The sequence below is a fragment of the Streptosporangium roseum DSM 43021 genome, assembly GCF_000024865.1.
Taxonomy (GTDB): domain Bacteria; phylum Actinomycetota; class Actinomycetes; order Streptosporangiales; family Streptosporangiaceae; genus Streptosporangium; species Streptosporangium roseum.
Map to the genome: position 1 here is coordinate 515,403 of NC_013595.1, position 16,790 is coordinate 532,192.

Annotated in this window: 15 protein-coding genes; 6 read left to right on the plus strand and 9 right to left on the minus strand. The window is 70.9% G+C overall.

What is annotated here, in order from left to right; genetic code table 11:
* Positions 1-56: 56 nt before the first annotated feature.
* The gene (locus SROS_RS02400) at positions 57-812 is read left to right on the plus strand and encodes a sulfite exporter TauE/SafE family protein (protein WP_012887281.1); all 756 of its coding nucleotides are present in this window, start codon (positions 57-59) and stop codon (positions 810-812) included.
* Positions 813-841: 29 nt separating this feature from the next.
* Positions 842-1,069, plus strand: coding sequence for a hypothetical protein (locus SROS_RS02405; RefSeq protein WP_012887282.1), 228 nt, complete (start codon positions 842-844; stop codon positions 1,067-1,069).
* On the opposite strand, the gene SROS_RS02410 is transcribed toward SROS_RS02405, so the two are convergent.
* The 6 genes from SROS_RS02410 to SROS_RS02435 form a co-directional block, all read right to left on the minus strand.
* On the minus strand, positions 1,066-1,977 hold the full coding sequence (locus SROS_RS02410; protein WP_012887283.1) for a Rieske (2Fe-2S) protein: 912 nt from the start codon (positions 1,975-1,977) through the stop codon (positions 1,066-1,068). The two genes, SROS_RS02405 and SROS_RS02410, sit on opposite strands and share 4 nt — an antisense overlap.
* Positions 1,978-2,021: 44 nt before the next feature.
* Positions 2,022-2,576, minus strand: a complete 555-nt coding sequence (locus SROS_RS02415; protein ID WP_081453387.1) for an HD domain-containing protein — start codon at positions 2,574-2,576, stop codon at positions 2,022-2,024.
* 101 nt (positions 2,577-2,677) lie between these two features.
* Complete coding sequence (locus SROS_RS02420; RefSeq protein ID WP_012887285.1) at positions 2,678-4,843, minus strand: molybdopterin-dependent oxidoreductase; 2,166 nt, start codon at positions 4,841-4,843, stop codon at positions 2,678-2,680.
* 247 nt (positions 4,844-5,090) lie between these two features.
* Positions 5,091-6,014, minus strand: a complete 924-nt coding sequence (locus SROS_RS02425; RefSeq protein WP_012887286.1) for a 1,4-dihydroxy-2-naphthoyl-CoA synthase — start codon at positions 6,012-6,014, stop codon at positions 5,091-5,093.
* Positions 6,015-6,143: 129 nt separating this feature from the next.
* Positions 6,144-7,595 (minus strand): catalase, encoded by a 1,452-nt coding sequence (locus SROS_RS02430; protein WP_012887287.1) that lies wholly within the window; start codon positions 7,593-7,595, stop codon positions 6,144-6,146.
* Positions 7,596-7,618: 23 nt separating this feature from the next.
* Positions 7,619-8,038, minus strand: coding sequence for a Fur family transcriptional regulator (locus SROS_RS02435; RefSeq protein WP_012887288.1), 420 nt, complete (start codon positions 8,036-8,038; stop codon positions 7,619-7,621).
* Between the two features lie 125 nt (positions 8,039-8,163).
* Between SROS_RS02435 and SROS_RS02440 the strand changes: the two genes are divergently transcribed.
* Genes SROS_RS02440 through SROS_RS02450 form a run of 3 tightly spaced genes read left to right on the plus strand, consistent with a single transcriptional unit; the run spans position 8,164 to position 11,808 of the window.
* Positions 8,164-9,264 (plus strand): CapA family protein, encoded by a 1,101-nt coding sequence (locus tag SROS_RS02440; protein WP_012887289.1) that lies wholly within the window; start codon positions 8,164-8,166, stop codon positions 9,262-9,264.
* Positions 9,265-9,320: 56 nt separating this feature from the next.
* Complete coding sequence (locus tag SROS_RS02445) at positions 9,321-11,129, plus strand: SDR family oxidoreductase (RefSeq protein ID WP_012887290.1); 1,809 nt, start codon at positions 9,321-9,323, stop codon at positions 11,127-11,129.
* A gap of 31 nt (positions 11,130-11,160) precedes the next feature.
* Positions 11,161-11,808, plus strand: coding sequence for a TetR/AcrR family transcriptional regulator (locus SROS_RS02450; protein WP_012887291.1), 648 nt, complete (start codon positions 11,161-11,163; stop codon positions 11,806-11,808).
* Here the strand turns inward: SROS_RS02450 and SROS_RS02455 are convergent.
* Entirely contained in the window at positions 11,784-12,365 is a 582-nt protein-coding gene (locus SROS_RS02455) for a hypothetical protein (protein ID WP_148268925.1), read from the minus strand. The genes SROS_RS02450 and SROS_RS02455 overlap by 25 nt on opposite strands.
* A gap of 169 nt (positions 12,366-12,534) precedes the next feature.
* Here SROS_RS02455 and SROS_RS02460 point away from each other — a divergent pair, with 169 nt between their 5' ends.
* Positions 12,535-13,074, plus strand: a complete 540-nt coding sequence (locus SROS_RS02460; RefSeq protein ID WP_012887293.1) for a hypothetical protein — start codon at positions 12,535-12,537, stop codon at positions 13,072-13,074.
* A gap of 173 nt (positions 13,075-13,247) precedes the next feature.
* Here SROS_RS02460 and SROS_RS02465 read toward each other — a convergent pair whose 3' ends face one another.
* Together SROS_RS02465 and clpB are read right to left on the minus strand one after the other, a co-directional pair.
* Entirely contained in the window at positions 13,248-14,000 is a 753-nt protein-coding gene (locus SROS_RS02465) for a hypothetical protein (protein WP_012887294.1), read from the minus strand.
* A 111-nt stretch (positions 14,001-14,111) separates the two neighbouring features.
* Positions 14,112-16,694 (minus strand): ATP-dependent chaperone ClpB, encoded by a 2,583-nt coding sequence (gene clpB / locus SROS_RS02470; protein ID WP_012887295.1) that lies wholly within the window; start codon positions 16,692-16,694, stop codon positions 14,112-14,114.
* Positions 16,695-16,790: the final 96 nt, after the last annotated feature.

Consider the following 16,790-nt stretch of genomic DNA (forward strand, 5'->3'; position numbering starts at 1 on the left):
GAGTGCCGCGCACCGTTCATGGGCGCGAGCCGTACGAGCCAGGCAGGGGTAGCCAGATGACGCCATGGGAAGCGATCGCGATCCTCGCGGCCGGGATAGGGGCCGGGGGCATCAACGCCGTCGTCGGGTCGGGGTCGCTGATCACGTTCCCGACGATGGTGGCGGTGGGGCTGCCGCCGATCGTCGCCAACGTGTCCAACAACATCGGGCTGGTGCCGGGGTCGCTGACCGGCGCGCTCGGCTACCGCGCCGAGCTGGCGGGGCAGCGTGAGCGGCTGATCCGGCTGGGCGCCGCCTCGATCGCGGGCTCCCTCATCGGTGGGGTGCTGCTGCTCTTCCTGCCCGCCGACACCTTCAACGTGGTCGTGCCGATCCTGATCGGCCTGGCGTGCGTGCTGGTGGTGGTCCAGCCCAGGCTCAACAGGTGGCTGAGCGCCCGGCGGGAGGATCCCCACCCGCACGGCGGGCCGTGGCTGTGGATCGGGGTTCTCGCCGCCGGGATCTACGGGGGCTATTTCGGCGCGGCCCAGGGGGTCCTGCTCATCGGGCTGCTGGGCAGTTTCCTCGACGACGACCTGCAGCGGGTCAATGCCGCCAAGAACGTGCTCTCGCTGCTGGTCAACGCGACCGCCGCGGTCCTGTTCGTCATCGTCGCCGAGGTGGACTGGCGGGCGGTGGCGCTGGTCGCGGCGGGGGCCACGATCGGCGGTTTCCTCGGCGCGAAGGTCGGCCGGAAGCTGCCGGCGCCCATTCTGCGCGGCTTCATTGTCTGTATCGGAATTCTGGCGATAATCAAACTGGTGTACGGATAAATTCAGCGGCTTTTGGGCATAAAGCAGACATGAAAGGCGACAAGGTAGAGATCGTCATCGACGCGGGCGACAGCTCGCGTACCTACGAAGTCGTCGCCACCAAGGCGGGCCGCCGGGTCGAGGTGTCCAACCGCCGAGGTGGCGTGGTCGAGGTGAGCGAGGTCACCCGTAGTGGTACGGCCGTGCGCACCGCCCGGTTCATGTCCAGCCGGATCCTGGCGCTGGTCGAGCACCCGGCCGACGGCAAGCCCGACTAGAGCGGGGCGGGCCGCACCTGGAGCACGCCGTCGCGGCGGATCCGGGTCTCGAAGGACGGCTGCGGGGCGGTGGCGGGGCCGTGCGCGACCGTCCCGTCCGACAGCCGGAAGGTGCTCCCGTGCCAGGGGCACACCACGCAGGCGGAGCCGTCCTCGGAGACCAGGCGCCCCTGGTGCAGCGGTCCGGCGAGGTGGGAGCAGCCGTCGGCGAGCACGGTGACCCCCTCGCCGACCCTCAGCACGAACAGGTCGATGTAGCCCAGCCGCCTGGCCACCGGACGCCCGTCCGGCAGGTCCTTGAGCTCGCACAGGTCGTGCCAGCCCAGCGGGACCAGGTGGGCCACCGACTCGGCGTGGTTGGCCCCGGCGGCTTGCCGGTAGGCCAGGTGACCGCCGAGCTGGCCGCCCAGCCCGGCGGCGCCGAGCGCCGCGAACGACAGCAGCCGGCCGCGCCGGTCGTCGCCCGCGAGCCGCAGCGCCAGCGAGCCGGCGTAGAGCCCCACCGCGGTCAGGTTGGCGACCGCGTGCACGAACCCGACCCGCTGCTGCTCCCGGTGGAGCGACGACCAGTCGGTGATCCCCGCCGCCGCGGCGGGGAGCGCCGTCGCGATCCCGGTGGTGAGCACCGCCCGCGCCGCACGCGGGTCGGCGTGGGTCAGGTCGAGCACCGCCGTCGCCACCCAGCAGCCGAGGCTGACGGTGACGAGCGGCGGGTGAAGGGGCTTGCCGGTGGGAACCCCGTGCAGCAGGTCACGCAGCCGCCCCGGGCCGAGCCGCCGGCGTACGGCCTTGGCCACGGCGTGGATCGTCCGGTCCATTCTGGTCGACCGCTCGATCCGGCCGGTGAGGTCGACCGGGGGTACCAGATGCTTGAAGCTGCGGCGTTTTGTTTTGACGGTTTCCTTCACAATCGCCCCCTTCTCAACCCATAAGGACCTACCCGGGAACAGGGTTATGCACGCGCCAAATGCCCCCGGCTGACGGAGAGCTCGATGATCTCGGTGGCGTAGGCCCCCAGCGTCGCCGACCCCTCCTCGATGATTTTCACCTTCTCCAGCACCTGCCCGGCCGTCACCTTGTAGAGCGACCAGGTGCCGCCCTCGTTGTGGTGGTTGGCCATGATCGGCGCGATCCTGTCGAGGGCCTTGGCGAACCTGGCCTCGGGGGTCTTGCGTTCCTCGAACTCGTCCCACAGCGCGCGCAGCCGCTTCGCCTGGTCCTCGGGCAGCAGCCCGAAGATCCGGTCGGCGGCCTTGCGCTCGATGCCGAGCTGGGCCTCGACGGCGTGGGCGTCGTAGATGAACGTGTCTCCGGCGTCGATCTCGACGATGTCATGGACGAGCAACATCGCGACGACCTTGTCCAGGTCGGTGCCCGGCGGGGCGTGCTCGGCCAAGACCATCGCCAGCATGCCCACGTACCACGAATGCTCGGCGTCGTTCTCCCGCCGCGACCCGTCCATCAGGGTGTTGCGGCGGACGATGCGTCTGAGCTTGTCGATCTCCATGGCGAAGGCGAGCTGGGCGTGCAGGCGGTCCTGTTCTGGAGGGGTGGTCACCTGGGCAAGCCTAATGCGCGCCGATCCCCCTTTTCCGAACGATCATGTGATCACACGGGACTGAGCGTGACCGGAACCCCGTTGAACACGGCGTTTCCCGAGGGGATGTCGACCACGGAGTCGTCGGTCAACGTGTTCGCGCTGACCCCCGGGTGTTCCGCCGCGACCAGTTGCGCGGTCCCGGCGTGCCCCCAGCCATGGGGCAGGCTCACCACCCCGGGCATGATCGTTTCAGTGGGTTCCAGCGGCACCACGAGCTCCCCGCCCGCAGAGCGGACGAGCGCGTGCCCGCCGAGCCCGAGCCTGGTCACGTCGTCGGGGTTGATCTGCAGCGTGCAGCGGTTGCTCCCGCCGACCAGCGGCCCCACGTTGTGCAGCCAGCTGTTGTTGGACCGCAGGTGACGCCGCCCGATCAGCACCATCTCCGCGGGCGGTACGGCCAGCCGCCCGCGCAGCCGCGCGAGGTCCTCCACCAGCGGCGGCGGAGCCAGCTCCACCCGGCCCGAGGTCGTGCACAGCACCTCCGCCAGCCGGGGCTCCAGCGGGCCCAGGTCGACGCCGTGCGGGTTGGCGAGGAGCTTGGCCAGCGACAGGCCGTAGGGGCCGAGCCTGAGCATGGCGTCCAGCCGTCGTTCGGCCCCGGTGGTCCCGTCCAGCGAGGCACGCAGCTCGGCCACCTCGCAGCCCTCCACCGGCGAGCCGGGCGTCTCGACGGCCTTGCGGAGCATCCGGTCGAGGATCATCTCGTCGAGCAGGTCCGGATCGGCGTCCGCCCCCTGCCCTGAGGCGATCATCGTCAGCCGGGCCAGGATCCCGGCCTCCGACGGCCGTCCCGGCTCCGGCGGCAGGACCGGCGGGGAGAACCGGGCGTAGTTGCGCACCGCCACGAACAGCAGCGACAGGTCATAGTGCGGCGTCCGCATCACGGGCGGCGGCGGCAGGATGACGTTCGCGTGCCGGGTCGTCTCGTTCAGGTAGGGGTCGACGCAGACCATGAAGTCCAGGTCGCGGAAGGCCCGGTCCAGCCGGGGGCCGTTCGGCGCCGACAGCACCGGGTTGCCCGCCACCGTGATCAGCGCCCTGACCTGCCCCTCGCCCGGGGTCTCGATCTCGTCGGCGAGGGTGGCCACCGGCAGCTCGCCGTTCGCCTCCGGCAGCGCGCGGACGCGGCTGTGCCAGCGTCCCGTGGTGTACGGCCTGCGCCTGCGGCCGTTCTCGACGGCGGTCTTGGCGAACATGACCCCGCCGGGGCGGTCGAAGTTGCCGGTCAGGATGTTGACCACGTCGACCAGCCACTGCGCGACGGTGCCGAACTCGGCGGTGCACGTGCCGATGCGCGCGTAGACGGCGGCCGTGGGGGCCGCGGCCAGCTCGCGGGCCAGCCGGGCGATCTCTCCGGCGGGCACCCCGCACGCCTGGGCCACGGTCTCCGGGGCGAACTCCATCGCCAGCCGCCGGAGCTCCTCCAGGCCGTTCACCTCGACATCGATCTTCGTGAGGTCCTCGGCGAGGAGGGTGTGGACGATGCCGAGCAGCAGGTAGGCGTCGGTGCCGGGCCGTACGAACAGGTGCTCGTCGGCGAGGGCGGCGGTCCTGGTGCGGCGCGGGTCGACGACCACGAGCTTGCCGCCGCGCCCGCGCAGGGCCTTGAGCCGGCCGGGGAAGTCCGGGGCGGTGCAGAGCGAGCCGTTGGACTCCAGGGGGTTGGCGCCGAGGATCAGCAGGTAGTCGGTGCGGTCGAGGTCGGGTACCGCGATGGCCATCGGGTCGCCGAGCATGAGGCCGCAGGAGACGTGTTTGGGCATCTGGTCGGCGGTGCTGGCGGAGAAGACGTTGCGGGTGCCGAGCGCGCGGATCAGCGGCGGGCCGTACAGGGCGCCGGCCATGGAGTGGGCGTTCGGGTTGCCGAGGTAGACGGCCAGGGCCTGGCGGCCGTGGGTGTCGACGACGTCCTTGAGGCCCTGGTCAACGGCCTGGAAGGCCTCCTCCCAGGTGGCCTCGCGCCACTCGCCGCCCTTGCGGGTCATCGGGACGCGCAGCCGGTCGGGATCCTCGTCGAGGCGCCCCAGGCTCGCGCCCTTGGGGCAGATGAACCCCTTGGAGAACGGGTCGTCCGGGTCACCCTTGACCGACGTGACGTGCCCGGTGTCGTCGAGTGTCAGCCGCAGGCCGCAGACGGCCTCGCAGAGGGGACAGGTCCGGTGCGCGGTTCTCATCGGCACTCCTGAGTTCGTCGACTGAACTCATCATGGCCCGCCCCGGAGACGCGGGGAAGCGGGCAGGAGGATTTCGGTGATCCTCCCGTCTGTTCCCGGACGGGGCCCGGCGGGCGAGGGCTGTCCCCGGCGCCGGAGTGACGGCTCCGGGCCCGGGAACGCCGGGACGCTCCGCGGCCGGTCTGCCCGGAGCCTCACCCGCGCGGCACAGCGTGCAGCCCGGAGTCGCACCCGCGCGGCGCAGCGCTCAGAAGTAGTAGGGGAACCGGGACCAGTCGGGAGCGCGCTTCTCCAGGAACGAGTCCCGGCCCTCGACGGCCTCGTCCTGCATGTATGCGAGGCGCGTCGTCTCGCCGGCGAACAACTGCTGGCCGACCAGGCCGTCGTCGATCATGTTGAAGGCGTATTTGAGCATCCGCTGGGCGGTCGGCGACTTACCGTTGATCTTCCACGCCCACTCCAACGCGGTCGCCTCCAGCTCCGCGTGGGGCACGACGGCGTTCACCGCCCCCATCGCGTGCATCTGGTCCGCCGAGTACTCCTCGCCGAGGAAGAAGATCTCCCGCGCGAACTTCTGACCCACCTGACGCGCCAGGTATGCCGAGCCGTAGCCGCCGTCGAACGAGCCCACGTCGGCGTCGGTCTGCTTGAAGCGGGCGTGCTCGGCCGAGGCGAGGGTGAGGTCGCACACCACATGCAGCGAATGCCCGCCCCCCGCGGCCCAGCCCGGCACCACCGCGACGACCACCTTCGGCATGAACCGGATCAGTCGCTGCACCTCAAGGATGTGCAGCCTGCCCGCACGCGCAGGGTCGACGGTGTCCGAGGTGTCGCCGTCCGCGTACTGGTACCCCGATCGTCCGCGGATGCGTTGGTCGCCGCCGGAGCAGAAGGCCCAGCCGCCGTCCTTCGGGGAGGGGCCGTTGCCGGTGAGCAGCACGCAGCCCACGTCGGAACTCATCCGCGCGTGGTCGAGCGCGCGATACAGCTCGTCCACCGTGTGCGGGCGGAACGCGTTGCGGACCTCCGGCCGGTGGAACGCGACGCGCACGACCCGCTTGCCGGAACGGGTCTCGGAGGAGCGGTGGTAGGTGATGTCGGTGAAATCAAAGCCCTCGATCTCGGTCCACGCGGCCGGATCGAACAGCTCGGAAACGTCAGCGTCTGGCATATCCGCAGAATAGTGGCCGTCGATCGCGCCCTCCGAACGCGAGACCCCCGGCCGGACGCCGCCGGACACGCGTGTCCGGCGGCGTGGTGGCAGGAGGGTGCGGCGACCTCACCCTCCTGCCCGAACGGACTAGCCGGCGACGCCGAGACCCTGGGCGACGCCCTGGCCCAGGTCCTTGTGGATGTTGGTCCAGTACTCCACGACGCGCTTCTTCATCTCGGCGGTGACCTCGGGGGCCGAGGCGTGGCCGACGACGTTGCTCACCAGGTGGGAGCGGTCGGTGTCGGACAGGACGTTCTCCCACAGGGCGCGGGGCTGGACGTAGTCGTCGTCCTCGCGGTGCAGGGTGTAGGCGGAGCGGATGATCTCGCCGCTCACCTGGTAGTTCTCACCCTCGAACAGTGCCGGGTCGGCGGCCGGGCCACCCACCGTGTTCGGTGCGTAGACCGGGTCGCTGGGGTTGACGAAGGCCATCTGGCCGTCCTTGTTGTAGCTGTGGACGGGCGACAGCGGCCTGTTGATCGGCAGCTGCAGGTAGTTGGCGCCGATGCGGTAGCGGTGGGCGTCGGGGTAGGAGAACAGCCGGCCCTGGAGCATCTTGTCCGGGGACGGGCCGATGCCCGGCACCAGGTTGGCGGGCTCGAAGCTCGACTGCTCCACCTCGGCGAAGTAGTTGTCCGGGTTCCGGTTCAGGACGAACTTGCCGATCGTGATCTCGGGGTAGTCGGAGTGCGGCCACACCTTGGTCAGGTCGAACGGGTTGAACCGGTAGTCGGCGGCGTCCTCGAACGGCATGACCTGGACGTTCACGGTCCAGGACGGGTGGTCGCCGTTCTTGATCGCGGTGTGCAGGTCACGGATGTGGTAGTCCGCGTCCTGGGCGATGACCGCGCCGGCCTCGGCGTCGGTGAAGTTCTTGATGCCCTGGTCGGTCTTGAAGTGGTACTTGATCCAGAACTTCTCGCCGGCGGCGTTGTACCACAGGAAGGTGTGCGAGCCGAAGCCGTGCACGTGGCGCCAGGACGCCGGGGTGCCGCGGTCGGTCATCAGGAAGGTGACCTGGTGGGCGGTCTCCGGGGAGAGCGTCCAGAAGTCCCACTGCATGTTGTGGTCGCGCAGGTTGGTGTCGGCGCGGCGCTTCTGGCTGTGGATGAAGTCGGAGAACTTCTGCGGGTCGCGGATGAAGAAGATCGGCGTGTTGTTGCCGACGATGTCGTAGTTGCCCTCTTCGGTGTAGAACTTGATCGCGAAGCCGCGCGGGTCACGCTGGGTGTCCGGGCTGCCGAGCTCGCCGGCCACCGAGGAGAAGCGCAGGAAGAGCGGGGTCTCCTTGCCCTTCTGGAACAGCCCGGCCTTGGTGAACTGGCTGACGTCCTCGGTGATCTGAAGGATGCCGTGCGCGCCGCCGCCCTTGGCGTGGACCACCCGCTCGGGCACGCGCTCCCGGTTGAAGTGCGCCATCTTCTGGATCAGGTAGTGGTCCTGCAGCAGCAGGGGCCCGTTCGGGCCGACCGACTGCGAGTGCTCGTCACTCGGAGCGGGGATTCCCGCATCGGTCGTGGTGATGGGCCTGGTGCTCATACGCGGTCCTCCGGGGGTTCTCTTCATCGAGCGTCTTCGGAACGACAGTCGGGACACATGCCCCAGTAGATGACGTCTGCCTCGTCGACCAGATATCCGGCATCCGACGCAGGGGCCAGGCAGGGAGCGTGCCCGACGGCACAGTCCACGTCCGTGACCTTTCCGCACTGACGGCAGACGAGGTGGTGATGGTTGTCACCGACCCGTGTCTCGTATCGGGCGGGGCTGCCGGCGGGTTCGATCCGCCGGAGCAGTCCGCCGCGCTGCAGCGCGTGCAGGGAGTCGTAGACGGCTTGCAGGGAGACCTGACCGACCCGGTCCCGCACGCCACGATGGACGGCGTCCACGTCCAGGTGGTCGCCCTCCCGCACGGTCTGCATGATCGCCAAGCGGGCCGCGGTCACCCGCAGGCCTGCCTTTCGGAGTCGGTCTTCGTCCCCCATAGGCACACGTTATGCCCTAAACCGGAATGATTCAAGTAAACGAGTCATCCAAGTTTGGGAGAATCAGATCTCCGACGGCCAAGTTGTGCCGCTTACGGCCGATCAGGTGACATCCTCGGATACCGATGGACACGTATATTCCTCGCCGCCTCGGTGTGGCCACCGCAATCGCCCTCTCCTGCCTGCTCGTGACGGCATGCTCGACGACAGCCGAATCCTCCTCCCCGAGCTCCACGCCGGACGTCGCCGAGAAGCCGACCGCCTCCGGCGAGGCCGCGCCCACGCCCGAGCGCAGGCCGTACACCATCTCCTTCGGAGGTGACGTGCACTTCGAGGGGGTGCTGAGGTCCCGGCTGGACGCCAACCCGCGGACCGCGCTCGGCCCCATCGCCAAGGTGCTCAGCCGCTCCGACCTCGCGATGGTCAACCTGGAGACCGCGATCACCACCGGCGGCACCAAGGCGCCGGGCAAGCAATACACCTTCCGGGCCCCCGCCTCCGCGCTGACCGCGCTGAAGGCGGCCGGGGTGGACGTCGCGTCCATGGCCAACAACCACGGCATGGACTACATGGAGAGCGGGCTGACCGACTCGCTGGCCGCGATCAGGCGCTCGAAGTTCCCGATCGTGGGCGTGGGCAGGAACGAGGCCGAGGCCTACAGGCCGTGGCGGACGACCGTGAACGGTAACCGCGTCGCCGTCATCGGCGCCACCCAGGTGCTGGACTCGGAGTTCATTCAGGCGTGGACGGCCGCCGGCGACAAGGGCGGGCTGGCCTCGGCCAAGGACGAGCCGCGGCTGATCCAGGAGGTGCGCCGGGCGCGGAAGAACTCCGACACGGTGATCGTCCACCTGCACTGGGGCACCGAGCTGCAGAAGTGCCCGAACGAGGCCCAGCGTGGCCTGGCGCCCAAACTGGTCGCGGCCGGGGCCGACGTCGTCGTGGGCGGCCACGCGCACATCCTGCTCGGCGGCGGTTATCTGAAGAACGGCTACGTCAACTACGGCATGGGCAACTTCGCCTTCTACAACTCGGGCCCGGAGACCGGCAGGACCGGCGTGCTCACTCTGACGATCAACGGCCGCAAGGTGCTCAAGGACCAGTGGACCCCGGCCACCATCCAGGGCGGCGTGCCGGTCCCGCTCACCGGGGCGAACCGGCAGCAGGCCGTCACCGGCTGGAAGGCGCTGCGCGGCTGCACCGGCCTGGCGGCCAAGCCCGGCTAGGGAGGTCCCGGCCGGACCGGCTAGTGTTTGGACAGTCCGTCCAATAGGAGGCCGCAGTGCGATGGGTCAGATCCGGTGACGTACGGCTGGCACTGTTCGAGGAGGGAGACCCGGCCGCTCCCACGGTCCTGCTGCTGCACGGCTACCCCGACACGCACCGGGTCTGGGACGAGGTCGCCGGCCTGTTGCGGGACCGTTTCCACGTGGTCCGCTACGACGTCCGGGGGGCCGGGCGGTCCGGCGCCCCGCGCGACGGCGGGGACTACACCTACGACCACCTGGCCGCCGACATGGCGGCCGTCCTCGACGCGGTGGGCAAGCCGGGCGTGCATCTCGTGGGGCACGACTGGGGCTCCATCCAGGGCTGGGAGCTGATCGGCCGGCCGGAGATCAAGGGGCGCGTCACCTCCTTCACCTCCTTCGGAGGCCCCGGGCTGGACCAGGCCGCCCACTTCATGCGGCACGGCCGGCGGGCCGAGGTCGCCGGGCAACTCCTGCGGTCCTGGTACATCGGGGTGTTCCAGGCCCCGGTGGCGCCCGAGCTGGCCTGGCGCACCGTGATGCCGCGCGTCCTGGAGCGGACCATGCGGATCTCCGAGGGGATAGCCCCGCGCCCCGGCCATCCGGCGGACACCCTGCGCGAGGACGGCGTGAACGGCCTCGGCCTCTACCGGGCGAACATGTCCACCGTCCGCCGCACGCCCCGCGCCGAGCCCGTCGTCGAGACGCCGGTCCAGCTCATCGAGACCACCCGCGACCCCTTCGTCTCGCCCGCGCTCCTGGCCTCCCTGCGCCCCTGGGTGCCGCGCATGTGGCACCGGCGGATCGCCGCGGGGCACTGGGCGCAGCGCAGCCACCCCGAGGTGATCGCCAGGATGATCGCCGAGTTCGCCGAACACGTCGAGCTCGCGGAGGGGGCCGGGCCCGCGGAGGGCGTCGGGGGCGCGGAGGGAGTCCGGGGGGTGCGGCCGTCCAGGGAGCTGCGCCGCGCCCGGACGGGAGCGGGAGAGCGCGGGCCGTACGAGGACCGGCTGGTGGTGGTCACCGGCGCGGGCGGCGGCATCGGGCGGGCCACCGCGCGCGCCTTCGCCTCGCACGGAGCCGAGGTGATCTGCTCCGACATCGACCTCGCCGCCGCCCGGCGCACCGCCGACGGCATCTCCGCGACCTGGCGTACGGCGCACGCCTACCGGGTGGACGTCGCGGACGTCGCGGAGATGGAGCGGTTCGCCCGGCTCGTCCGGGACGAGCATGGGGTGCCCGACATCGTGGTCAACAACGCCGGCATCGCGGTCGCCGGCCCGTTCCTCGACCACTCGGTCGAGGACTGGCGGCGGACCCTGGACGTGAACCTGTGGGGCGTCATCCACGGCTGCCGCCTGTTCGCCGCCCAGATGGTCGAGCGCGGCGAGGGCGGCCACATCGTGAACATCGCCTCGCTCGCCGCGTTCGCCCCCAGCAGGGCGCTCCCCGCCTACTCGACGTCGAAGGCGGCGGTGAAGATGCTCAGCGACTGCCTGCGGGCGGAACTGGCCGGGCAGGGGATCGGGGTCACCGCCATCTGCCCCGGCTTCGTCTCCACCGGGATCGCGGGCAGCGCGACCTACCTGGGCGGCGACGCGGCACCGCGGGCGCGCGAGGACGCGGCCGCGCGAGCGGACAGGGCGCTGACCAGGCGGGGATACCCGCCGGAGCGGGTGGCCGCGCACATCCTGCGGGCGGTCCACCGCAACCGGCCGGTCGTCGCCGTGAACGCCGAAGGGAAGATCGGCTACGCGCTCTCGCGGATCTCCCCGGCCGTCATGCGCCGCCTGGCCAGGCTCTCCGGGGCCGGGGAAATCTCGCGATTGGCGGATAGGGACTGACCCGGCGGGGCCGGACGGGCAAGATGGTGGGATGTCCCCCCTGCCTGTCGAGGAGCCGGACGAGGCTCCGCTGCGGCGTCAGCCCACCCAGCGACGGAGCGCACGGCGTGTCGAAAGGATGCTCGACGCGTGTGCCGACCTGCTGGACGAGGTCGGCTATGACGCGCTGTCCACCACCCGCATCGCCGAACGCGCCGGTGTCGCGATCGGCTCGGTCTACCAGTTCTTCCCCGACAAGCGGGCCATCACCCAGGCGGTGACCCGGCGCCACGTGGAACGCTTCGTCTCCCGGGTCGGGAGGCGCTTCCTGTGGGAGGACTACGCCGGCTGGTGGGACGCGGTCGACGCGATCATCGACGAGTACGTGGAGATGCACAGGACCGTGCCGGGGTTCCGGTCCCTGCACTTCGGCGACGTGGTCGACCTCAACCTGCTCGACGGGGTGGCCGACAACAACACGGTGATCGCGGGCCGGCTGCGCGGGCTCCTCCTCCAGGAGTACGGCCTGACCGACAGCGAGGAGCTCGACCTGGCCATCCTCGTGGCGGTCGAGGCCGGAGACGCGGTGCTCAAGCTCGCCTTCCGGCGCGATCCCGCCGGGGCCCCGGAGATCGTGGCCGAGGCCAAGCGCCTGATCCGGGGTTACCTGAACCGTCAGTTCGCCGGCGCCTCGGCCTGATCGGGCCCGGGGTAACCGGTCCCCGAAGGGATCCTCCGGAGAGGCACCGACGGGGGCGGAGCCTCCTCCTCGACCATGTTCCGCTCGGAGATGACGATCTGGTCCCGGGGCTCCGGCCGTCCGATCTCGCGTCCGACCGCGTCCCCACGCCCGGCGAAGGGGCGCCGGTTGCCGATCCTGCTCTCGCCGGGCTCGTCCGGCAGAGGCTCGATCCGCAGTCCTTCGGCCGGCTCGGACTCCTCGGGGAGGGGCTCGGAGGGCAGCGCCTCGACCGGCACGGGAATGAGTGCGGGGGGCGCGGGCGCCCTCTTCCGCTTCGGCTGGGACAGCGGCGGGATCTCGCAGGGCATCGCAGGGACGGCGATCGTCTGGATCTGCGGCGCCTCCTGGACCGGCGCGAGCAGCTGCTCCTCACGGAGCCGGCTCTCCAGGGAGACGAGATCGCTGTAGGCCCGCTGGACGGCGTCCATCTTGGCGGAGAGGTATCCGGCAGACCCCGGGACGAGCACGGAGAGACCGACCAGGAATGTCAGGGTGAAGGTGGTCTGCTTGGACATGCCCATCGCAGCTCCTTCGAACGGTAGCGTCCCCTAGCAGGAGTCGCCTGCCATATGCCCGTTTTCCTGGAGAAACACGCGCACCGTAGCCGAGCATTTACATTGGGTTACTCAAGGAATACCTGCCGTTGTGCGGGCGGAGTCGAGCGTCGCTCGGTACTCTCGCGATGTGGCGCATGTGACACATGAGCAGCTTGATCGGCTGCTTGAGCAGGCACTCCTGGCCGACGATCACGAAGACCTCGCCCGGCGGCTCGAAGCGCTGGTCGGGGCATACATATCCGGCGACATCTCGCGGGCGGCGATCCTCGTGCTCGCCGCGGAAGAGTGGCGGCAGGCCGGACAGCCCGCCCGCGCTCTCGACTGCTTCCAGCGGGCGGTGGACGACGGCGGCGAGGTGGGCGTCGATCCCCGGGCCGGAATCGCCGACACCCTCTTCGAGCTCGAACAGCCGGACGAGGGCCGGGAGGTGATCGAGGCGATCCGGGTCGACGGCGAGGTCACCCCGGCCACCGCCCTCACGGTCGCCGAGACCCTGGTCGCCTACGGAGACCTACGGGAGGCCCATCGCTGGGCGACCGAGGGAGCCCAGGGGGCGGTGGAGGGCAGCGGGGAGTACACCGCGTTGCTCCGCACCCGCTACCGGATCAGGGTGGACCTGGGCCTGCCGGAGGACGAGCTCGACGCCCTGCTCGACGCGTCGCACTGACCTCCGGGCCGCATCGGGCCGCAGGTCACGGGCCGTATCGGGCCTGGGGCGTGCCGGGCTGACGGGGCGGGCCGGGTTCCCGGCCGCGTCGGGTCGAGGGTCGTGCCGGGCTCCGGGGCGGGTCAGGCGGGCAGGGCCGCGTCCCCCCGGGCGCGGCCCTCCTTCACGGACGGTCAGTCGAGTCCGAGCTGCGGGAGCACCTGGTCCAGGACCGGGAGCTCGGCGGTCTCCTCCCTCACCTCCGACGTCACCTTCGACGGGGCGGCGTCGGCCGGGGAAGTCACCGGCACGGCCGGGACCTGCGGGACCTCCGGCTCGATCGCGGCGGGGAGGTCCTCCGTCACGGCCTTCACCGAGACCGGGTCCTGAAGCTGCAGTGGCAGCGCCGTGCCGCTGTCGGACAGCGCGCCGGTCGGGTCCGTGAGACGGGGGACCGACGGGACCTCCGAGACCGGGAACCTGATGAGATCGGTGCCCGGGGTGCCCGGCAGGCCGGGCAGGTCCGGCGCGGCGGCCAGGGTGCCGGCCGAGGCGTGGCCGGGGAAGCCCGGCATCCCGGAGGGCAGGGCGGGCAGCGCGGGCACCCCGGTGCCCGCCGCGACGCCGGCCGTGTCGGCGAAGCTGACTACGGCCGAGGCCTGGGAGAGGCCGGGCAGGCCGGCGATCCGCGCCAGCCGTTCCATGGACGCGGGCCCCTCGCCGCGGGCGGGGACCGTCGTCCTGCCGGCGGTCGCGGCCGCCCTGACGTCGCCCACCTCGTCGCAGACGGCCGCCACGGACTCCGGCGTCTCCAGCAGCTCCACCATGTCCCGCCCCTGGCAGGGCACGCCGCCGGCCGACGCCGGAGCGGCCACCAGCCAGCTCACACCGGCCGTGAGCGCCGCCACCGCGAGGAGCCCCCGGATGTGCCGTGATGTGTTAGACATTCACGTCCCCCTGTTGTTTTCGGTAGTCCGACGACTGCCGAAGGTAACAGCGGGGGTCTGCCGAGGGGTGGGCTTAACCCAATGCTGGTCAAGCCCTTACCCGGACGGTGGTCAGGCCCTCACGGGGCCGATCTCCAGGGTGTCGCTCGTCTTGTCGAGGTCCACCAGGACCTCGTCGCCGTCCTGGACCTCGCCGGACAGCACCTCCTTGGCCAGCTTGTCGCCGATCGACGACTGGACGAGGCGGCGGAGCGGCCGCGCGCCGTACATCGGGTCGTAGCCCGTCAGCGCCAGCCAGTCGCGCGCCGCCGGGGTCACGGTCAGCGTGAGCCGCCGGTCGGCCAGCCGCCGGGCCAGGTGCGTCACCTGCAGGTCCACGATCCTGGACAGCTCCTCCACGCCGAGCGCCTCGAACAGGATCACGTCGTCGAGCCGGTTGAGGAACTCCGGCTTGAAGGAGTTTCTGACCGCGTCCATCACGGCCTTCTGCTGGGCGTCCTTGTCCAGCTTCGGGTCCACGAGGAACTGCGAGCCGATGTTGGAGGTGAGGATCAGGATCACGTTGCGGAAGTCGACGGTCCGGCCCTGCCCGTCGGTGAGCCGCCCGTCGTCGAGCACCTGGAGCAGGATGTCGAAGACCTCGGGGTGGGCCTTCTCGACCTCGTCCAGCAGCACCACGGTGTACGGCCTGCGCCGCACGGCCTCGGTGAGCTGGCCGCCCTCCTCGTAGCCGATGTATCCGGGCGGCGCCCCCACCAGACGCGCCACGCTGTGCTTCTCGCCGTACTCGCTCATGTCGATGCGGACCATCGCCCGCTCGTCGTCGAACAGGAAGTCGGCCAGCGACTTGGCCAGCTCGGTCTTGCCGACGCCGGTGGGGCCGAGGAACAGGAAGCTGCCGGTCGGCCGGTCGGGGTCGGAGATGCCCGCCCGTGCCCGCCGTACGGCGTCGGAGACCGCCTGGACGGCCTCCTTCTGGCCGATCAGCCGCCTGCCGAGCTCCTCCTCCATGCGGAGCAGCTTGGCGGACTCCCCCTCCAGCAGGCGCCCCGAGGGGATACCGGTCCACGAGGAGATGACCTGGGCGATGTCGTCCGGGCCGACCTCCTCCTTGACCATCGGGTCATCGGGCTGGGCGGCCGCGCTGGCCTCGGCGAGCTCGGCCTCCAGCTTGGGCACCTCGGCGTACATCAGCCGTGAGGCGGCCTCGAAGTCACCGTCCCGCTGTGCCCGCTCGGCGGCGCCGCGCACCTCGTCGAGCTTCTTCTTCAGGTCGCCGACCCGGTTGAGCCCGGCCTTCTCCCGCTCCCAGCGCCCGACCAGGCCGTTGAGCTCCTCCTGACGGTCGGCGAGCTCCTTGCGGAGCCGCTCCAGCCGCTGGATGCTGCCCTCGTCGGTCTCCTTGGCGAGCGCGAGCTCCTCCATCTTCATCCGGTCGACGTTCCGCTGGAGCTGGTCGATCTCCACGGGACGGGAGTCGATCTCCATGCGCAGCCGGGAGGCGGCCTCGTCGATGAGGTCGATCGCCTTGTCCGGCAGGAACCGGGAGGTGATGTAGCGGTCGGAGAGGGAGGCGGCGGCCACGAGCGCGCTGTCGGCGATCTGGACCTGGTGGTGCGCCTCGTAGCGGCCCTTGAGGCCGCGCAGGATCGCGATGGTGTCCTCGACCGTGGGCTCGCCCACGTAGACCTGCTGGAAGCGCCGCTCCAGGGCGGGGTCCTTCTCGATGCGCTCGCGGTATTCGTCCAGCGTCGTCGCACCGATCATCCGCAGCTCGCCCCGGGCGAGCATGGGCTTGAGCATGTTGCCCGCGTCCATCGCGCCCTCGGCGGCGCCCGCGCCGACCATGGTGTGCAGCTCGTCGATGAAGGTGACGACCTGGCCGTCGCTCTCCTTGATCTCGCTGAGCACGGCCTTGAGGCGCTCCTCGAACTCGCCGCGGTATTTCGCCCCGGCGACCATCGCGCCCAGGTCCAGCGCGACCAGGCGCTTGTTGCGCAGGCTGGAGGGCACGTCGCCGGCGACGATCCGCTGGGCCAGACCCTCCACCACGGCGGTCTTGCCGACGCCGGGCTCCCCGATGAGCACCGGGTTGTTCTTGGTCCGGCGGCTGAGCACCTGGATGACCCTGCGGATCTCCGAGTCGCGGCCGATCACCGGGTCGAGCTTGCCCGCCCTGGCCCGCTCGGTCAGGTCGACGCCGTACTTCTCCAGCGCCTGGTAGGTGTCCTCGGGCGTCTCGCTGGTCACCCGGGCATGCCCGCGCACCTTCTCGAACGCGTCGAGCAGGGTGTTGGGGGTGGCGCCGCGCGACTTGAGCAGCTCGGCGACCGGGCCGCCGTCGGCGGCGAGGCCGACCAGCAGGTGTTCGGTCGAGACGTATTCGTCCTCAAGCTGCCGGGCCCGCTGGGCCGCGGTGTTCAGCACGGTGAGCAGCTGCCGTGAGCTCGACGGGGCGCCGACCGTGGCGCCCTGCGCCTTCGGCAGCGCCGCGAGCTGCCGCTCGGCCTCGGTGCGCAACTGCTTCCAGTCGGCGCCGACGGCCTCCAGCAGAGGCACGGCGGTGCCGCCGGTCTGGCCGAGCAGCGAGGTGAACAGGTGGGCCGGGGCGACCTCCGGGTTGCCCTCGGCGGCGGCGCGCCTGATGGCGGAGGAGACTGCTTCCTGGCTCTTCTGGGTGAGCTTGTAGTCCATGCTTGTCTGCCCTTACTCCGTTCGGCGGCTGGAGCGCCGGTGACGGGGTGCACTCGCCGGTCGCGGGTCCGCCTGGCTCCCGCGCTCCTCGAGTGA

Bases quoted from the DNA above. Each gene is read 5' to 3' on its own strand.
- SROS_RS02400 (WP_012887281.1), top strand. From the start codon at position 57: ATGACGCCATGGGAAGCGATCGCGATCCTCGCGGCCGGGATAGGGGCC.
- clpB (WP_012887295.1), bottom strand. From the start codon at position 16,694: ATGGACTACAAGCTCACCCAGAAGAGCCAGGAAGCAGTCTCCTCCGCC.
- SROS_RS02420 (WP_012887285.1), bottom strand. From the start codon at position 4,843: ATGAGAACCGCGCACCGGACCTGTCCCCTCTGCGAGGCCGTCTGCGGC.
- SROS_RS02455 (WP_148268925.1), bottom strand. From the start codon at position 12,365: ATGTCCAAGCAGACCACCTTCACCCTGACATTCCTGGTCGGTCTCTCC.
- SROS_RS02415 (WP_081453387.1), bottom strand. From the start codon at position 2,576: ATGGAGATCGACAAGCTCAGACGCATCGTCCGCCGCAACACCCTGATG.
- SROS_RS02465 (WP_012887294.1), bottom strand. From the start codon at position 14,000: ATGTCTAACACATCACGGCACATCCGGGGGCTCCTCGCGGTGGCGGCG.
- SROS_RS02440 (WP_012887289.1), top strand. From the start codon at position 8,164: ATGGACACGTATATTCCTCGCCGCCTCGGTGTGGCCACCGCAATCGCC.
- SROS_RS02430 (WP_012887287.1), bottom strand. From the start codon at position 7,595: ATGAGCACCAGGCCCATCACCACGACCGATGCGGGAATCCCCGCTCCG.
- SROS_RS02435 (WP_012887288.1), bottom strand. From the start codon at position 8,038: ATGGGGGACGAAGACCGACTCCGAAAGGCAGGCCTGCGGGTGACCGCG.
- SROS_RS02425 (WP_012887286.1), bottom strand. From the start codon at position 6,014: ATGCCAGACGCTGACGTTTCCGAGCTGTTCGATCCGGCCGCGTGGACC.
- SROS_RS02450 (WP_012887291.1), top strand. From the start codon at position 11,161: ATGTCCCCCCTGCCTGTCGAGGAGCCGGACGAGGCTCCGCTGCGGCGT.
- SROS_RS02405 (WP_012887282.1), top strand. From the start codon at position 842: ATGAAAGGCGACAAGGTAGAGATCGTCATCGACGCGGGCGACAGCTCG.